This is a genomic window from Marisediminicola sp. LYQ134, from assembly GCF_046599635.1.
Lineage (GTDB): Bacteria > Actinomycetota > Actinomycetes > Actinomycetales > Microbacteriaceae > Marisediminicola.
In genome coordinates this window covers 252,503-270,310 of sequence record NZ_JBKIWP010000001.1, presented here as the reverse complement: position 1 = coordinate 270,310, position 17,808 = coordinate 252,503, and the positions used below count along the sequence as shown (strand labels likewise).

Genomic DNA, 17,808 nt, shown 5'->3' with positions numbered 1-17,808 from the left:
CGGCGCATTCTTCAGTCACACCACGGCCGCTCACCTCTGGGGATGTCCGCTCCCCCGCGGACTCGACGGACTGCATGTCGCCGTCGCTCGGCCGGGCAGAGCCCCCCGATCGAGAGGCGTGCAGGGACACTCCCTCATCGCCCCCGTGATCGTCGACCGTCAGGGAATGCCCACCGCCGATCCGGCCACCACCTGGATCACGCTGGCATCCATGCTTTCTGTCACCGACCTCGTGGTCGCGGCGGACCACCTCATCTTGACGCCGCCTTTCGGTGGCACCGGCCGCCCGTTCACCACGCGGGAACGACTGCAGGCCGCAGTAGAGGCGCATCCCGTCGCGGGAATGCCTCGCGCTCGGACGGCGCTCGACTTGGTTCGGCCGGGCGCTGAATCGCGGACCGAGACGCTCTTGCGACTGCTGCTCCGCGACCACGGATTGCCCGAGCCGACCGTCAACCCGACTGTCGAAGTCCGAACCCTCGACGGGCGTTTCCGGATCGTGCGACTCGACCTCGCCTTCTGTCGGTGGAAGGTCGCCGTCGAATACGACGGCGACCACCACCGGACTGACGCACGCCAATACGAACTCGATATAGCCCGGTACGACGACATCACTGCCGACGGATGGATCGACATCCGCGTGCGAAGCTACGGCCTCTTCGTGGAACCACTCGTCACCCTCGCACGCGTTCACCGTGCGCTGAGATCTCGTGGCTGGCGGCCGTCTCACCGCACCCGTGCGCGGTGAACCCACGCGCTCAACCCGTGCTTCGAGCCCCCGGAAGCCGGACCGCACGCGGATTGCCGTGATCGCGGTCGCGAATGGCACGGAGTGTCTCGCTCGACAGCCGTATGCGACCGCGATCGAGCGGTTCGGGGCGCGCGCGGCGCGGGGTGCTCGGAGGCGCGGCTACGCGCGCGTGACCGCGTAGGTCGCCGTCACAACGCCGTCGGAGCCTGTCGCGACCGCGAGAACCACCGTGTGAGCGCCCGAGGTGAAGGTGCCGAAGCCCGCCTCCTCGTCGCTGCTGACCGCGGATGATTCGAACCCGGCGCCCTCGAGTGTCGCCTGCACCTCGGCGAACGCGGCGATGTCGGCGAGCCTCGTTTGCACGACCCAGCCGCTCGATTGCGGTCCTGCGCCACCCCCGACGATGTCGCCCGTGAGCGGAACGTCGTCGACGGGGAAGCCCGACGGCAATTCTCCGTCGGTGGAGATGCCCGCGCCCCCGAGTGCTTCGGAGACGGCATCGTCCACGCTAGCCCGGGCCTCCGAGATCGCGCCGTTGAGCGCGTTCTCGGCGACACCGCAGCCGGAGAGCGTGAGGGATGCCGCGACCGCGAGTGTCGCCACGATCGCGAGCCGCGACATCCGCATTACGCGTCTTGCTTCTTGAGCCGTGACGTCGAGCGTGCGCGGGCGTTGGCGTCGAGCTCGACCTTGCGGATGCGGATCGCGGTCGGCGTGACCTCGACGCACTCGTCTTCGCGACAGAACTCGAGGCACTCCTCGAGGGTGAGCTGGCGCGACGGCGTCATCGACTCGAACGTGTCGGAGGTCGACTGACGCATGTTGGTCAGCTTCTTCTCCTTGGTGATGTTGACGTCCATGTCGTCGGCGCGCGAGTTCTCGCCGATGACCATGCCCTCGTAGACCTCTTCGGTCGGCTGCACGAAGAACGACATGCGCTCCTGCAGGTTGATGATCGCGAACGGGGTGACGACACCGGCACGGTCGGCGACGATCGAGCCGTTGCTTCGCGTGACGATGTTGCCGGCCCACGGCTCGTAGCCGTGCGAGATCGCGTTGGCGATTCCGGTGCCGCGTGTGGTCGTGAGGAACTCGGTGCGGAAACCGATGAGTCCGCGCGACGGGATGATGAACTCCATGCGCACCCAGCCGGTGCCGTGGTTCGTCATGTTCTCCATGCGGCCCTTGCGCGTGGCCATGAGCTGCGTGATCGCGCCGAGGTACTCCTCGGGCGAGTCGATCGTGAGGTGCTCGAACGGCTCGTGCAGTTTGCCGTCGATCTGGCGCACGACCACTTGCGGCTTGCCGACGGTGAGCTCGTAGCCTTCGCGACGCATCTGCTCGACGAGGATCGCGAGGGCGAGCTCGCCACGGCCCTGGATCTCCCAGGCATCCGGGCGTCCGATGTCGACGAGCTTGATCGAGACGTTACCGATGAGCTCGCGGTCGAGACGGTCTTTGACCATGCGCGCGGTGAGCTTGTGGCCCTTGACCTTGCCCACGAGGGGCGAGGTGTTGGTTCCGATGGTCATCGAGATCGCGGGGTCGTCGACCGTGATGGTCGGCAGCGGGCGCACGTCGTCGGGGTCGGCGAGCGTCTCACCGATGGTGATGTCTTCGAAACCGGCGACGGCGACGATGTCACCGGGGCCCGCCGACTCGGTCGGGAAGCGGCTGAGCGCCTTAGTGATGAGCAGCTCGGTCACGCGCACGTTCGCGACGCTGCCGTCGTGCTTGACCCACGCGACGGTCTGGCCCTTGCGGATGGTGCCGTTGAAGACACGCAGGAGGGCGAGACGGCCGAGGAACGGCGAGGCGTCGAGGTTGGTGACGTGAGCCTGGAGGGGGTGCTCGTCGTCGTAGCTCGGCGCGGGCACGTGCTTGAGGATCGCCTCGAAGAGCGGCTCGAGGTCGTCGTTGTCGGGCAGGGTGCCGTTCTCGGGCTTGTTGTCGCTCGCGGCGCCGTTGCGGCCCGAGGCGTAGACGACGGGAACGTCGAGGATCGCGTCGAGGTCGAGGTCGGGCACATCGTCGGCCATGTCGCTCGCGAGGCCGAGGAGGAGGTCCTGGCTCTCGGCGACGACCTCGTCGATGCGCGCATCCGGACGGTCGGTCTTGTTGACGAGCAGGATGACGGGGAGCTTCGACTCGAGGGCCTTGCGGAGCACGAAGCGGGTCTGCGGGAGCGGGCCCTCGCTCGCGTCGACGAGGAGCACGACGCCGTCGACCATGGAGAGGCCGCGCTCGACCTCACCACCGAAGTCGGCGTGACCCGGGGTGTCGATGACGTTGATGACGATGGGGCCGCCCGCGCCGTGCTCGGCGGCGTGCGTGCCGTTGTAGAGGATCGACGTGTTCTTCGCGAGGATGGTGATGCCCTTCTCGCGCTCGAGGTCGTTCGAGTCCATCATCCGGTCTTCACCCTCGAAGTGGGCGTCGAACGAGTTGGTCTGCTTGAGCATCGCGTCGACGAGGGTGGTCTTGCCGTGGTCGACGTGGGCGACAATGGCGACATTGCGCAGATCGTTGCGAGTGGCGATGGCCATGCGGGAATCCTTGACTGGTGAGGCGGCGTGCTGCGTGCCGCGATCGGAGTGGTTCGCGATCAGGCTGTCGCAGCGCCCAGCGGGCGCTGGCGGAGGCCGGTGAAAGTGGTTGTGGAGGGTGCCGGGTCACAACTGACGGTGCCCTGCACGCCCTAGTCTACCGTGCCCGGCCGCATCGGCGAGTTCGTCGGCCGCGTGCCGCGAGCACACGGCTAGCCCGCGGGGCGCCATCCGGTGACTCCGCCGAGGCCGTTCGGCGAGAACGGCATCGGCTCCGCCCCCGTCACGCGATCGGATGTCGCGAGCACGGCCGCGCGCTGGTAGAGCGGCATGCCCGCCGCGGCGTTCCACACCGCCTGATCGATTCGCGTGAGGATCTCCCGCACGCCGGCGTCTTCCGCCTCCCCCGTCGCGCCGAGCTCCTCGAGTTCGGCGAGGTCGTCGTCGACGGCGTCGTTCGCGAAGAAGTTGGTGTTGTTGACTCCCCCGCTCGACGCGAACGACGCCGCCACGGCGCTCGTCGCGAGGGTCGTCGACCGCAGCGCGTAGATGGCCGCGTCGTATCGGCGCGGAACACCGAGGAGGTTCTGCCAGTCTCCTCGACCGCAATCGGTGACCTCGAATCCGGCGCGAGCCGCGGAGTCGCGGATGAGTTCGAATTCGGCGACACGCACGCTGTCCCGCGCGTCGTAGAGGACGCACACTTCGGGCTCGTCGACGTCGGCCCGGCGCAAGAGGGCTCGCGCGGCAGCGAGGTCGGGCTCGGCGTAGGCGGCCGAGTCGTTCTCGCCGACGGCATCGTCGTAGGCGTCGCTGCCGGGGATGAAGACGTGGGAGTCCCGCGGGAGCGGGTCGTCGACGACGGCTCCGAGGGCGGTCTCGGCGATCTCCGCCCGCGGCACCGTGTGGAGGAAGGCGCGACGCACGAGCGGGTCGTCGAACACCCCGGAGAGCCCGCGGTCGACCATGAGGTCGAGCCGTTCGTAGCTTCCGTCGGGCGCGGCCGTCACCGTGACCCCGTCGGCGGCGAGGAGTCGTTCGAGCGCACCGCCCGACCCGTCGCCCGACCCGCCACCGCCCGCCTCGGGCGCGATGACGTCGACCTCGCCCTCGAGCAACGCGGTGGCTGCGGCATCCGCGTCGGCCACGACCGAGATCGTCACCCTCTCGAACGCGGGGGTGCGCTCCCCCGTGTAGGTCTCGCTCGCGGTGAGCTCGACTCCGCCGTCGGTCACCGCCGTGACCGTGTACGGACCGCTCCCGACGAAGAGCGATGCGTCGACGGGTCCGCGGTCGATCGCGAAGCCGGAGTTCCAGAACCGCGAGAGCGGAGCGAGGGCGCGGCGATCGTCGTCGACGATGGCGTCGCGCACCGCACTCTTCGCCTCGCTCGGGTCGTCGATGTCGAGCGCGTTCATCGCGACGACGTGCGCGGGCACCCCGATGTCGAACGCGAGCCTCCAGTCGACGAAGTAGTGGTCGTATTCGAGAGTGATCGCCCGACCGTCGTCGGACACCTCGGGCACGGTGGTCACGAGGTCGAGACCGCCCGCGGCCGAACCGTCGAAGAAGACGACGTCTCGAGGGAAGTCGTCGGTGTACCCCGCGGCATCCTCGTCGAAGTAGGGGGTGTCGTCGAAGTCGTCGTCGTCGAGCGCGCCCGAGTTCGCGGCCCACGAGAGCAAGAGGTCGGTCGCGTCGATGGGCACGCCGTCGGACCACTCCGCCCCGTCGTCGAGGGTGTACGACACGCGAAGCGGGTCGTCGGATTCGAGCTCGATGGTCACGAACGAGTCGTCGTCGACGAGCTCGGGGGTGTCGTCGTACGAGACGAACCGCTCGTTCGTCGCGGCGACGATCTCGGCGTTGAGCGACGACGCGCCACCCGCCGACGTCTCGCGGTTGTACGACGTGAAGGGGTTCGTGACCGCGACGTCGACCTCGGAGCCGTCGACCACCGAGGTCGTGCACCCCGCAGCGAGAACGGCGACGACGACCGAGAGGGCGATCGGGATGCCCGACCGCCCTCTGCGCTCAGACCCGCTACCCGCCGAACGTGAAGTGCGCACCCGGGATGGCTTCGAGCAATTGCTGCGTGTAGGGGTTGCGCGGGTTGTCGAAGACCTCGTCGGTCGTCGCCGCCTCGACGATCTTGCCGCCCTGCATGACGCACACGTCGTCGGCGACGAGCCTCACGACAGCGAGGTCGTGCGTGATGAACAGGTAGGTGAGGCCGAGTTCGGCCTGCAGGTCGGTGAGCAGGTTCAGGATCTGCCCCTGCACGAGCACGTCGAGCGCCGACACCGCCTCGTCGAGCACGATGATGTCGGGCTTGAGGGCGAGCGCGCGCGCCACGGCGATGCGTTGGCGCTGCCCACCCGAGAGCTCGTTCGGGTAGCGGTTGACGGTGGATGCCGGCAGCGCGACCTGATCGAGAAGCTCGCGCACGCGCGCCTGACGTGATTTCTTGTCGCCGACGCCGTGCGCGAGCAGGGGCTCCGCGATCGTGTTGCCGACGCTGTAGACGGGGTCGAGCGATCCGTAGGGATCCTGGAACACGGGCTGCACCTTGCGCCGGAACCCGAGCAGCTGCGAACCGGTGAGCGACGCGACATCCTGCCCGTCGACCTCGATCGAGCCCGACGTGATGTCTTCGAGCTTGAGCACGAGCTTCGCGACGGTCGACTTGCCCGAGCCCGATTCGCCGACGAGCGCGGTCGTCGTGCCCTTGGCGATCGAGAAAGACACTCCGTCGACGGCTTTGAGCTCGGTCGACTTGAGACCACCCTGACGGATCTTGTAGATCTTCGACACGTCGTTGACCTTGATGACGGGCGCCGCCGGGGTGCGCTCGCGAGCGTCGGCACGCGCGATGAGCGTGTCGTCGAGCGAGGCGACGTCGGAGATGTCGAGCTGATCGGAGCTCTCGGGTCGACGCGCCGACTGGATGCGCCTCGACGCGAGGCTCGGCGCGGCACCGACGAGCTTCTGCGTGTAGGGGTGCAGCGGGTTGGCGAGGATCTCCTTCGAGCTCCCGGACTCCACGACCTTGCCCTTGTACATCACGACGAGCTGCTCGGCGCGCTCGACCGCGAGACCGAGGTCGTGGGTGATGAACAACACCGAGGTGCCGTAGTCGCGCGTGAGTGTCTCGAGGTGGTCGAGGATCTTGCGCTGCACCGTCACGTCGAGCGCCGAGGTCGGCTCGTCGGCGATGAGCAGCTGGGGGCGCGACGAGAGACCGATTCCGATGAGAACGCGCTGACGCATTCCGCCCGAGAACTGGTGAGGGTACTGCTTGAGGCGCGACTCGGCGTCGCCGAGGCCCGCCTCCTGGAGAACCTCGATCGTGCGGGCGCGCGCCGCCTTGCCCTGGGCGACACCGTTGGCCTTGATGGCCTCCTCCACCTGAAACCCGATGTTCCACACCGGGTTGAGGTTCGACATCGGGTCTTGGGGCACGTAGCCGATCTGGCGTCCGCGCACATCCTGGATCTGCTTCGGCGAAAGCTTCGTGAGGTCGCGGCCGTTGAAGAGGATCTCTCCGCCGGTCACCTTTCCTGCGCCCGGGAGCAGGTCGATGATGGCTTGCGCCGTCGTCGACTTTCCCGAGCCCGACTCGCCCACGATGGCGAGGGTCTGCCCGGCGTGGAGCGTGAGGTCGACGCCGCGCACGGCGGGGATGAACCCGCGCTGCGTCTTGAATCCGACCTCGAGGCCCTTGATCTCGAGCAGGGGGGCCGTCGACAGGGTCGCCGATCCGGCGGCGGACGGGCGATCGGATGTCTCGAACTGGGTCATCGGCGTGCCCGCGCTTTCGGGTCGAGGGCGTCACGAACCACGTCGCCCAGCATGAGGAAGGAGAGCACGGTCAGCGAGAGCGCGGCGGCCGGGTAGAGCAGCACCATGGGTGCCGTCTGCACGGAGACCTGCGCCTGACCGATGTCGTTGCCCCACGACATGACGCCGCTCGGGAGACCGATTCCGAGGAACGACAGGGTCGCCTCGGCGACGATGAAGGTTCCGAGGGAGGTCGTGGCGACGACGATCACGGGGGCGATCGCGTTCGGTACGACATGCCGCAAGAGGATCTTGAATCTCGAGACCCCGAGCGCCGTCGACGCCATCACGTAGTCGGCGCTCCGGGCGGAGAGCACGGCACCGCGCATGATCCTCGCGATCTGGGGCCACGCGAAGATCGACAGCACGAGCGCGATGACGAGCGGGGTGCGGTCGGGGAGCACCGAGATGAGCACGATGGCGCCGAGCACGGTCGGGATCGCGAAGAAGATGTCGGCGACGCGCGAGAGCACGGAGTCGAAGAATCCGCCGTAGTACCCGGCGAGAGCACCGACGGTCGCTCCGAAGAGCGACACGATGAGGGTCGCGAGAAGGCCGACGACGATCGACGCCTGAGCGCCGAAGATCACACGTGCGTAGACATCGCAGCCCTGGCGCGTGAACCCGAACGGGTGGCCGGGCTCGGGCCCTCCGTTGCTGTCGGGAAGAGCGCACCCGCGGTTCGGGTCCACTTGCGAGAACCACGACGGGAACGCGGCGACGGTGAGGATGATCGCGATGAGAACGATCGACACCCAGAACATCGGGCGCACGCGCATCGAGTCCCACGCGTCGGACCACGTGCTCCGGGCCTTCTGCGACTCGTCGATGCTGTCGACTTCGGCGACCGGGGTCGACGCGCTGTCGGCGACGAAGTGCCCCTGGTCGGATGCGCGATTACTTGACATAGCGGATCCTCGGATCGAGCGCTGCGTAGAGCAGGTCTACGAGCAGATTGGCGAGCATGTAGATGATGACCATCACGGCGACGAAGGACACGACCGTGGGGCCTTCACCGAGGCGGATCGCGTTGAACACGGTTCCGCCGACGCCGGGGATGTTGAAGATGCCCTCGGTGACGATCGCGCCGACCATGAGCGAGCCGATGTCGACACCGAGGAAGGTGACGACGGGGATGAGCGAGTTGCGCAGGATGTGCACGGTCACGACGCGGGGGCGCGAGAGCCCCTTGGCCGTCGCGGTGCGCACGAAGTCGGCCCCGATGTTGTCGGACACGCTCGCGCGTGTCAATCGCACGATGTAGGCGAACGACACCGAGGCGAGAACGAGCGCCGGGAGGATGAGGTCCTCGATCGGTGCGCCGGGGCCCACGGTCGTGCGGAACAGGCCGAGCTGGATCGCGAAGACGTATTGGAGGATGAAGCCGAGCACGAAGGTCGGCACCGAGATGAGCAGGAGGCTCACGACGAGGGCGCTCGCGTCGAAGAGTTTGCCCTTGCGAAGACCGGCGACGAGCCCGACGACGATGCCGGCGATGGCCTCGAACGCGAGGGCGAGCATCGCCAAGCGGAAGGTCACGGGGAAGGCCGACGCGAGGAGGTCGGCGACCGGACGACCGGAGTAGGTCGTGCCGAGGTCGCCCGAGAGGATGCCCGTGACGTAGTACCAGTACTGCACGATCAGCGGATCGTTGAGGTGGTACTGCTCGCGGATCGCCTGGATCACGCTCTCGGGCGGGGGCCGCTCACCGAAGAGGGCCGCGATGGGGTCTCCGGGCAGGGAGAAGACCATGAAGTAGATGAGGAACGTCGCCCCGAAGAAGACGGGGATGAGTTGCAGCAGCCGGCGGCCGATGTACCAGAGCATCAGTCGTCCGAAGAATCGAGGGAGAACATGGGAGTCACAATCTTCGCAGTGTCATCAGAACACTGCGATGTCCGGGATGCAATCAGCATCCCGGACATCGCAGGGAGATCTAGTCAGCGTAAGCCGTCGACTAGTCCTTCGTGATCTGGTAGTACAGCGGCACCGAGTCCCAGCCGAACACGACGTTGTCGACGGTGTCAGCAGACACGCCTACGACGTTCGAGTACCACAGCGGGATCGACGGCAGGTCGCGGAGCAGGACTTCCTGCGCTTCCTGGTAGATCGCGGTTGCGTCTTCGACCGAGTCGGCGGTGGAGCCTTCCTCGAGGAGCGAGTCGAACTCTTCGCTGCTGTAGTCCTCGTAGTTCGATCCTGCACCGGTCTGGTAGAGCGGGGCGAGGAAGTTGTACTGCGAGGGGTAGTCCGCCTGCCATCCGGCGCGAGTCGCACCGGTGAGGGCGTCGTCGGCACGGTCACCGAGGGCCTCGGCGAAGGTCGGGTAGGCCTTGCCTTCAGCGGTGATGCCGAGCGTGTTGCTGATGCTCTGCGTCGCGGCGTCGACCCAGGCCTGGTGGCCTCCGTCGGCGTTGTAGGCAATGTCGAACGTCTTGTCGCCGTAGGGGTTGATCTCGTCGGCCTCGGCCCAGAGACGCTGCGCCTCTTCCTCGTTGTACTCGAGAACCTCGGAACCCTCGAGCGAGTCGGAGTATCCGGCGATCACGGGTGAGGTGAAGTCGGTCGCGGGGGTGCGGGTTCCCTGGAAGATGATCTCGGTGATCTCGTCGCGGTTGATGGCCATCGAGATGGCTGCGCGACGGAGGAGTCCCTCTTCGCCCTGGAACTCAGGGAGGTAGTAGGGGAGGTTGATCGCCTGGAAGATCGCGGCGGGCTGGTTGACCGCGCGGTCGCCGAAGGTGTCTTCGTAGGTCTCGAACGCGCTGTCGGGCACGGCGTCGAGCACGTCGAGGTTGCCGCCCTGGACGTCGGCGTATGCCGCATCCTGGCTCGCGTAGAAGACGATGCGGAGGCCGCCGTTGACGGGCGTGCGAACGCCGTCGTAGTCGGGGTTGGTCACGAGGTCGATCGCGACGTCGTTCTCCCACGCGTCTTCACCGTCGAGCATGTACGGACCGTTGCCGATGGGGCTCTGGCCGAACGCCTCGATGTCTTCGAAGGCGACCTCGGGCAGCGGCATGTACGCCGTGTAGCCCAAGCGGAGGGGCCAGTCGGCCTCGGGCGACGAGAGCTCGACCTCGAAGGTCAGCTCGTCGATCTCGGTGAGGCCACTCATGGTCTCGGCTGCGGGAGCCTCGACCTCGTTGCCCTCTTCGTCGTACTCGCCCTGCACGTCGTCGTAGCCGGCGATGTTGTCGAAGAAGTACGAGGCGCTCTGGGCGTTGGTGCCGAGGGCTCCGTAGTTCCAGGCGTCGATGAACGACGACGAGGTGACGGGGGTGCCGTCGGTGAACTCCCAGCCGTCTTCGAGGGTGACCGTCCAGACGGTCGAGTCGTCGGACTCGATCGACTCGGCGACCTCGTTCTCGATCTCGCCCTCGGCGGTGTACGACACGAGACCGGCGAAGATCGACGTCGCGATCTTTCCGCCACCGACCTCAGAGGTGTTGGTCGGGACGAGCGGGTTCTGGGGCTCGTTTCCGTTGGTGGTGATGATGCCGCCGCCGGTCGTGCCGCCGGTCTCTTCGTTGTCGCCGCTCGCGCAACCGCTGAGCAGCAGCGCCGCGACTCCAACACCGGCGATTGTGGCGCCGAATTTGATCGATCTCAAGAAATTCCTCCTGTTACGCGGGAGGCCGGACAGCACAAAATCATGCCCCCGACCCGAATACCAAGAACCCTAGGGAGGCGATCGGCCGTCGCAAAACTGAGAGCGAAAATGTTACACACTGTTGACACGATCGTGGCCGACGATTCACCTCGCCGCCGCGCTCCCCGCGTAGCCCACAGCGAGGCCCCTCGGGCGTCGTCATACGATTCAGCCACCGAAATCGAAGGAGCGTCGATGCAACAGAGTGCTCGAGAACCGCGGGGGCGCCGAGCCCTCGTAGCCGAGATCCTCATCGTGCTCGCTTTGTCGTTCGGGGCGTCGGCCATCTACGCGATCATCGCGATCATCGACCGCTCGACGCGAGACGAGCCGATCTCGTCGCAGACCGCCCGACTCAACCCCGTGCTCAACCAGCGGGAGCTCTTCGACCTCGTCTACCAGGTGCTCGGTATCGCCGTCGACCTCGTTCCCGTAGCCCTCGTGGTCTACCTGCTGTGGTCGACCGCGAGACCGCACCTGGGTCGCCTCGGCATCGACTTCTCGCGGCCGGGCCGAGACACGGCATCCGCTGTCGCGCTCGTGGCCATCGTGGGTATCCCCGGTCTCGGAGTCTTCTTCGCCGGCCGCGCGCTCGGCCTCACGGTCGCGATCGACCCCGGTGGCACCTACGAGTACTGGTGGACCGTGCCCGTGCTCATCCTGTCCGCCGCCCGCGCGGGCATCACCGAGGAGGTCATCATGGTCGGCTACCTCTTCGCCCGGTTGCGCGACGTCGGCTGGGGAACGTGGTCGATCATCCTGTCGACGGCGGTGCTGCGCGGGGCGTACCACCTCTACCAGGGCGTGCCCGGCTTCGTCGGCAACGTCGCCATGGGCATCCTGTTCGGATGGCTCTACTCGAAATACGGCCGGGTTCTGCCACTCGTGATCGCCCACACGCTCATCGACGTTCTCGTGTTCGTCGGCTACCCGTGGGCGTTCGCGACCTTCCCCGCCCTCTTCGCGGCCGGCTGACCCCTTACTCGAACGCCTCGGGCGGCGGGCACGCGCACACGAGGTTGCGGTCACCCCACGCGTTGTCGATGCGCCTGACGGGCGGCCAGTACTTGCCGCGGATGAGGCTGCGCACCGGATACACGGCCTGCTCGCGTGAGTAGGCGTGGGTCCACTCCCCCTCGATGACCGACTGTGCCGTGTGCGGCGCCCCGCGCAGCGGGTTGTCGTCGGCGGGGAACTCCCCCGCCCTGACGGCGTCGGCCTCGAGCCGGATCGCGATCATCGCGTCGATGAAGCGATCGATCTCGGCGAGGTCCTCGCTCTCGGTCGGCTCGACCATGAGGGTGCCCGCGACGGGGAACGACATCGTCGGCGCGTGGAAACCGAAGTCGATGAGCCGTTTCGCGACGTCGTCGACCGTCACGCCGGTGTCGGCCGTGAGCGGGCGGATGTCGAGAATGCACTCGTGGGCGATGAGACCGTTGTCGCCCGAATAGAGCACGGGGTAGTGGTCGCGCAGACGGGCTGCGACGTAGTTGGCCGCGAGAACCGCGGCACCCGTCGCTTGCTTGAGACCCGCGGAACCCATCATCCGGATGTACGCCCAACTGATGGGCAGGATGCTCGGGCTCCCGTAGGGGGCCGCCGAGACCGGTCCGCCGACGTGGAACTCGCGCTGCGCCATCGGGTGGCCAGGCAGGAAGGGCGCGAGGTGCGCCTTCGCGGCGACCGGGCCGACTCCGGGGCCTCCCCCGCCGTGGGGGATGCAGAAGGTCTTGTGCAGGTTGAGGTGCGAGACGTCGCCGCCGAAGTCGCCGAAGCGCGCGAACCCGAGGAGGGCGTTGAGGTTGGCGCCGTCGACGTAGACCTGGCCGCCGGCCGCGTGCACCTCGGCGCAGATCGTGCCGACCTCGTGCTCGTAGACGCCGTGCGTCGAGGGGTAGGTGATCATGAGCGCGGCGATCGTGTCGGCGTGCTCGGCGATCTTCTCGCGCAGGTCGGCGAGGTCGACGTTGCCGAGGTCGTCGCACCTGATGACGACGACGCGCATGCCCGCGAGCACGGCGCTCGCGGCGTTGGTGCCGTGGGCGCTCTGCGGGATGAGACACACGGTGCGCTGGGTGTCGCCGTTGGCGAGGTGGTAGCCGCGGATGGCGAGGAGCCCCGCGAGCTCACCCTGGCTGCCCGCGTTGGGCTGCAACGACACCGAGTCGTAGCCCGTGACGTCGGCGAGCCATCCCTGCAGGTGCTCGATGAGGTCGAGGTAGCCCGTGACGTCGGCTTCGGGAGCGAACGGATGCAGCGCCGCGAACTCCGGCCACGACACGGCCTCCATCTCGGTCGCCGCGTTGAGCTTCATCGTGCACGACCCGAGCGGGATCATGCCGCGGTCGAGCGCGTAGTCGGCGTCGGCGAGGTGCTTGAGGTAGCGCATCATCGACGTCTCGGAGCGGTGCGTGTTGAAGACCGCGTGCGTGAGGTAGTCGCTCGTGCGGGCGAGCGCGTCGGGGATGCCCGGCGTCTGGCCGGCGACGAACGCGTAGTCGCGGGCATCCGGCCCACCGAAGGCCTTCACGACCGTGTGGAGGTCGTCGAGGGTCGTGGTCTCGTCGACCGCGACGCTCACGTGGTTGTCGTCGACGCCCCACACGTTGACGCCGAGGTCATGGGCACGCTCGACGATGGCGTTCGAGCTGCCTGCCGTGCGCACGAGGAGCGTGTCGAAGTAGTTCTCGTGCACCGTCTCGAGCCCGGCGTCGGTCAGCCAGCTGCGCAGAAGAGCCGCGCGCGAAGCGACGCCCGTCGCGATGCGCTTGAGCCCCTCGGGGCCGTGGTAGACGGCGTACATCGATGCCATGACCGCGAGCAGCACCTGTGCCGTGCAGATGTTCGACGTCGCCTTGTCGCGACGGATGTGCTGCTCGCGCACCTGGAGCGAGAGGCGGTAGGCGGGGTGGCCGGTCGCGTCTTGCGAGACACCGACGAGGCGCCCGGGCAGCTGGCGCTCGAGGCCCTTGCGCACGGCCATGTAGCCGGCGTGCGGACCCCCGAAGCCCATCGGCACGCCGAAGCGCTGGCTCGACCCGACGACGACGTCGGCCCCGAGCTCGCCCGGCGAGGTGACGAGGGTCGCGGCGAGAAGGTCGGCGGCGACCACGGCGATCGCGCCGGACTCCTTGGCGGTGGCGATGACGTCGGCGGGGTTCCAGATCCGTCCGGACGCTCCGGGGTACTGCACGAAGACACCGAAGGACTCGGGCACGTCGGCAGACTCGGAGGCCGCGGCGAGGTCCCGCTCGACGAGCTCGATGCCCACGGCCTCGGCGCGGTGACGCAGCAGCGCCTTCGTCTGCGGCAGTGCGTCGGAGTCGACGACGAAGACGTTCGACGCGCTCTTCGACGCGCGGCGGGCGAGGAGCATGCCCTCCACGACCGCGGTGCCCTCGTCGAGCATCGACGCGTTCGCCGTGACCATGCCCGTGAGATCGGAGATCATGGTCTGGAAGTTGATGAGCGCCTCGAGACGGCCCTGCGAGATCTCGGGCTGGTATGGCGTGTACGCCGTGTACCAGCTCGGGTTCTCGAGCACGTTGCGCTTGATGACCGCGGGCGTGATGGTGTCGTAGTACCCGAGACCGATCATCGACCTGTTGACGGTGTTGCGGCGCGCGAACCCGCGCAGCTCGGCGAGGGCGTCGCGTTCCGTCGCGGCCGGAGGCAGCACCGAGTCCCCGTCTTCGCGGAAGGCGTCGACGTGGATGGATTCGGGAACCGCCGCGTCGACGAGGGCCTCGACGGTGTCGTAGCCGACCGCGGCGAGCATGACGTCTTGGGCGGCGGCATCCGTTCCGATGTGACGCGACGCGAACGACGAGAGGTCGGGCTGCCGCATCACTCGCCCACCAGCGCGGTGTACTCGTCGAGGGTCAGAAGGTCGGGCAGCTCGGCGAACTGCACCCTCATGAGCCAGCCCTCACCGAACGGGTCGCCGTTGACGAGCTCGGGGGCGTCGACGACGGCGTCGTTGATCTCGGTCACGGTGCCGTTCACCGGTGCGAAGAGCTCGCCGACCGACTTGGTCGACTCGATCTCTCCGACGACGGCACCGGTCGCGACGGTCGACCCCGTCGCGGGGAGGTCGACGAAGACGACGTCGCCGAGCTTGTCGGCCGCGTAGGCGGTGATACCGACGGTCGCGATGTCGCCGTCGACGAGAACCCACTCGTGCTCGCTCGTGTACTGGAGGTCGGTCTGTTCAGCCATGGTCAGGCCTTTCGTGAGTAGAACGGGAGGGGGACGACGGTCGCGGGCACACGCGTGCCTCGCACGTCGACGGTGACGTCGGTGCCGGGTTCGGCGAGGTCGGGCCGAACGAACGCCATCGCGATCGGGTGTCCGAGGGTCGGCGAGAGGGCCCCGCTCGTGATGACGCCTGCGGCGGCATCGTCGGGGCCGGCATCGTCGGCGTACACCGCGTAGTCGGCGCGGCCGGCGCGCTTGCCCGCGGTCGCGATGCCGACGAGCACGCGGGCATCCGCTTCGGGTCCGCGTTCGATCGCGGCACGCCCGACGAAGTCGCCGGGCTTCGCGAGCGACACCACGCGGCCGAGACCCGCCTGCACCGGAAGGATGTCGCGGCCGAGCTCGTGGCCGTAGAGCGGCATGCCCGCCTCGAGCCTCAGAGTGTCGCGGCTCGCGAGGCCGGCGGGAACGAGCCCGTGGTCGCGCCCGGCGTCGACGAGCGCGAACCAGAGGGCCGCGGCGTCCGCCGTGTCGACGTAGATCTCGAAGCCGTCTTCGCCCGTGTAGCCGGTGCGCGCGACGAGAACGGATGCCCCCGCGAACGTCATTCCGAGGCACGCGTAGTACTTGAGGGTCTCGAGCGACGCGTCGCCCGAGCCGGGGGTGAGCTCGAGTCCCACGGTTTCTTCGAGGATGCGGCGCGCTGCCGGACCCTGCACGGCGATGAGGGCGACCGCGTCGGTGTCATCGCGCACGATCACGTCGAATCCGGCGGAACGCTCGGCGAGAGCGGCGACGACGGGCTCGCGATTGCCGGCGTTGGCGACGACGAGGTACTCGCCGTCGGTCACGTGGTAGACGATGAGGTCGTCGACGATGCCGCCGTCGTGGTCGAGCACGAGCGAGTACTTCGCCCGGCTCACGGCGACAGCCGAGATCATTCCGGCGAGCGCGAAGTCGAGGAATGCTGCGGCATCGGGGCCCGTCACGGCGATCTCGGCCATGTGCGAGATGTCGAAGATGCCCGCGGCGGTGCGCACGGCGTGGTGCTCGGCGAGGTCGCTCGAGTAGCGCACGGGCATCTGCCAGCCCGCGAAGTCGGTGAAACTCGCCCTCGCGGCGAGATGGATGTCGTGCAGCGGAGAGAAGCGAGCGGCGTGCGGTTCGACATCGACGACACTCTCGTCGAGCTTCTGAACGGCGACGTTGTCGGAATCGGGGGGTGGTGAGATGGTCACGAGTTCTCCAGGACGTCTCGATCCGGCTCGCGCCGGCACGGATGCTGCTGTGAACTCCCCCTCTGTCATGGGCCTGAGAGTTTCACGTCGGAGTCGACGCTTTCACCGTGGGCGAGATCCGTGCGAGCGGAATCTACTTTTCAGAGTGGCCTGTTCGATGCGGTACACGTACCTGAGAGATTGCTGGGGAGAATTGCTCCTTCGGTGCCGATCGGTGACGTGACGTGCACGCATCCGTTCGGCTCTCCCGCATCGCGTTGTGGGCCCGGTATTCGGTTGTCGCGTCAGCCTAGCGCGGAGGCGTAGTCGAGCGGCAGCAGGTCAGCGCGATTCGTCGGGATCGCGCTCGGGCCCGCGACTGTCGTTGCCCGGGTCGTCGCTCGGGTTGTCGCGGAAGTATCGCCGCGCCTGCATGATCGCGACGACGAGGGTCACGAGCAGGATGACGCCGAAGACGATCGGCGACCACGCGGGCAGGGTCGCCCCCATGTCGCTCGCGACGTAGCGTGGGGCGATGACCGAGAACAGTGACGACATGGTTGTCCGAGCTTATCCAGCGCACGGTGCCGACACCCTCGGAGAGCTCGAGCAGCGCGTGCTGACCGCCATGCTCGCGATGCAGAGGCGTTCGTGGGAGCAGGGCGTCGCGAGCCACGCCATCCTCGACTGGGGTCTCGACCCGCTTGCTCGCGTGATCGCGCGCGACGCGGTGATGCGGCAAGACAGCGAAGGCAAGCTCGCCGAGATCGACAACCAGAGCGTGGTCAACTCGGGGGCCGTCGTCGAGGTGGTTCGGTGGGCGGCGGATCTCGACGCCGATGACTCGCTGCAGCACGCGGCCGATCGCCAGATCGACTTCCTCCTCACGACCGATCGCCGCGCAGACGACGGCACGCTCTTCCACATGGAGGGCTCTCGCGAGGTCTGGATCGACACGGCGTACATGGTGATTCCCGCTCTCGTTCTCGCCGGCGAGCTGTCCGAAGCGCGGAAGCAGTTCCGCGGTCACCGCGATCGACTGTTCGACGCCGAGGCGGGTCTCTATGGAGCGCGGTGGAGCGAAGACGACCGGGTCGTGCATCACCCCGAGCACTGGGGGTCGGGCACCGGGTGGATGCTCGCGGCGATCGCGCGCAGCATCCGCCTTCTGGGCGATCGAGATCCCGACTTCGCCGTCGAACTCTCGAGCCACGCGCGCATCCTCATCGACGCGTGCCTCGCACTGCGCCACCCCGACGGCACGTTCCGCAACGTGCTCGACGATCCCGACAGCTTCGAGGAGGGCACCGTCGGCGAGATGCTCGCGTTCTCGATCGCGAGCGGAATCCTCCACGGGTGGGTGCCCGCCACCTACCGGGCACACGTCGACTCCCTCGTGCAGAGCGCGCGATCGCTCGTCGACGCGGACGGCTACGTGAGCCGCGTGTGCGGTGCACCGATGTTCGAGAGCCAGGGGGTCTCGGTCGAGGGCCAAGCGTTCTTCCTGCTCGCGTCGGCAGCACACCGGCGCCTCGGGGCGGAGCCGAGCGCCTCACCTACACTGTGAGCACCCGTCGTTCCGGCGCACCGCCCGAAAGGCTC

The 17,808-nt window shown here is 67.9% G+C and carries 14 protein-coding genes and 1 riboswitch; of the genes, 3 read left to right on the top strand and 11 right to left on the bottom strand.

What is annotated here, in order from left to right; all coding sequences use genetic code 11:
• The first annotated feature begins 118 nt into the window (after positions 1-118).
• Complete coding sequence (locus tag ACLHIH_RS01305; protein ID WP_411314909.1) at positions 119-748, top strand: hypothetical protein; 630 nt, start codon at positions 119-121, stop codon at positions 746-748.
• 162 nt (positions 749-910) lie between these two features.
• On the opposite strand, the gene ACLHIH_RS01300 is transcribed toward ACLHIH_RS01305, so the two are convergent.
• From ACLHIH_RS01300 to ACLHIH_RS01270, 7 genes are all read right to left on the bottom strand, one after another.
• Positions 911-1,378 (bottom strand): hypothetical protein, encoded by a 468-nt coding sequence (locus ACLHIH_RS01300; RefSeq protein ID WP_411314908.1) that lies wholly within the window; start codon positions 1,376-1,378, stop codon positions 911-913.
• Positions 1,378-3,297, bottom strand: coding sequence for a translational GTPase TypA (gene typA / locus ACLHIH_RS01295; protein ID WP_411314907.1), 1,920 nt, complete (start codon positions 3,295-3,297; stop codon positions 1,378-1,380). Before typA ends, ACLHIH_RS01300 begins: the two co-directional genes overlap by 1 nt.
• Before the next feature lie 212 nt (positions 3,298-3,509).
• A complete protein-coding gene (locus ACLHIH_RS01290) occupies positions 3,510-5,366 on the bottom strand; it encodes an ABC transporter substrate-binding protein (RefSeq protein ID WP_411314906.1) in 1,857 nt (618 codons plus the stop codon).
• On the bottom strand, positions 5,341-7,098 hold the full coding sequence (locus tag ACLHIH_RS01285; protein ID WP_411314905.1) for a dipeptide ABC transporter ATP-binding protein: 1,758 nt from the start codon (positions 7,096-7,098) through the stop codon (positions 5,341-5,343). The genes ACLHIH_RS01290 and ACLHIH_RS01285 overlap by 26 nt, the downstream gene beginning before the upstream one ends.
• Complete coding sequence (locus tag ACLHIH_RS01280) at positions 7,095-8,045, bottom strand: ABC transporter permease (RefSeq protein ID WP_411314904.1); 951 nt, start codon at positions 8,043-8,045, stop codon at positions 7,095-7,097. The genes ACLHIH_RS01285 and ACLHIH_RS01280 overlap by 4 nt, the downstream gene beginning before the upstream one ends.
• Positions 8,035-8,964 (bottom strand): ABC transporter permease, encoded by a 930-nt coding sequence (locus tag ACLHIH_RS01275; RefSeq protein WP_411314903.1) that lies wholly within the window; start codon positions 8,962-8,964, stop codon positions 8,035-8,037. The genes ACLHIH_RS01280 and ACLHIH_RS01275 overlap by 11 nt, the downstream gene beginning before the upstream one ends.
• Positions 8,965-9,094: 130 nt before the next feature.
• On the bottom strand, positions 9,095-10,750 hold the full coding sequence (locus ACLHIH_RS01270) for an ABC transporter substrate-binding protein (protein WP_411314902.1): 1,656 nt from the start codon (positions 10,748-10,750) through the stop codon (positions 9,095-9,097).
• Positions 10,751-10,984: 234 nt separating this feature from the next.
• Here ACLHIH_RS01270 and ACLHIH_RS01265 point away from each other — a divergent pair, with 234 nt between their 5' ends.
• Positions 10,985-11,764: a CPBP family intramembrane glutamic endopeptidase gene (locus ACLHIH_RS01265; RefSeq protein WP_411314901.1), complete on the top strand. Its 780-nt coding sequence runs from the start codon at positions 10,985-10,987 to the stop codon at positions 11,762-11,764.
• A gap of 4 nt (positions 11,765-11,768) precedes the next feature.
• Here the strand turns inward: ACLHIH_RS01265 and gcvP are convergent, their stop codons facing one another.
• The 4 genes from gcvP to ACLHIH_RS01245 form a co-directional block, all read right to left on the bottom strand.
• Positions 11,769-14,639 (bottom strand): aminomethyl-transferring glycine dehydrogenase, encoded by a 2,871-nt coding sequence (gcvP, locus tag ACLHIH_RS01260; protein ID WP_411316284.1) that lies wholly within the window; start codon positions 14,637-14,639, stop codon positions 11,769-11,771.
• Positions 14,639-15,010 (bottom strand): glycine cleavage system protein GcvH, encoded by a 372-nt coding sequence (gcvH, locus tag ACLHIH_RS01255; protein WP_411314900.1) that lies wholly within the window; start codon positions 15,008-15,010, stop codon positions 14,639-14,641. Before gcvH ends, gcvP begins: the two co-directional genes overlap by 1 nt.
• 2 nt (positions 15,011-15,012) lie before the next feature.
• A complete protein-coding gene (gene gcvT / locus ACLHIH_RS01250) occupies positions 15,013-16,128 on the bottom strand; it encodes a glycine cleavage system aminomethyltransferase GcvT (protein ID WP_411316283.1) in 1,116 nt (371 codons plus the stop codon).
• A 249-nt stretch (positions 16,129-16,377) separates the two neighbouring features.
• Positions 16,378-16,487: riboswitch (glycine riboswitch) on the bottom strand.
• Between the two features lie 61 nt (positions 16,488-16,548).
• The gene (locus ACLHIH_RS01245) at positions 16,549-16,764 is read right to left on the bottom strand and encodes a hypothetical protein (RefSeq protein ID WP_411314899.1); all 216 of its coding nucleotides are present in this window, start codon (positions 16,762-16,764) and stop codon (positions 16,549-16,551) included.
• Between ACLHIH_RS01245 and ACLHIH_RS01240 the strand changes: the two genes are divergently transcribed.
• On the top strand, positions 16,763-17,773 hold the full coding sequence (locus ACLHIH_RS01240) for a glycoside hydrolase family 88 protein (RefSeq protein ID WP_411314898.1): 1,011 nt from the start codon (positions 16,763-16,765) through the stop codon (positions 17,771-17,773). The genes ACLHIH_RS01245 and ACLHIH_RS01240 overlap by 2 nt on opposite strands.
• Positions 17,774-17,808 lie beyond the last annotated feature (35 nt).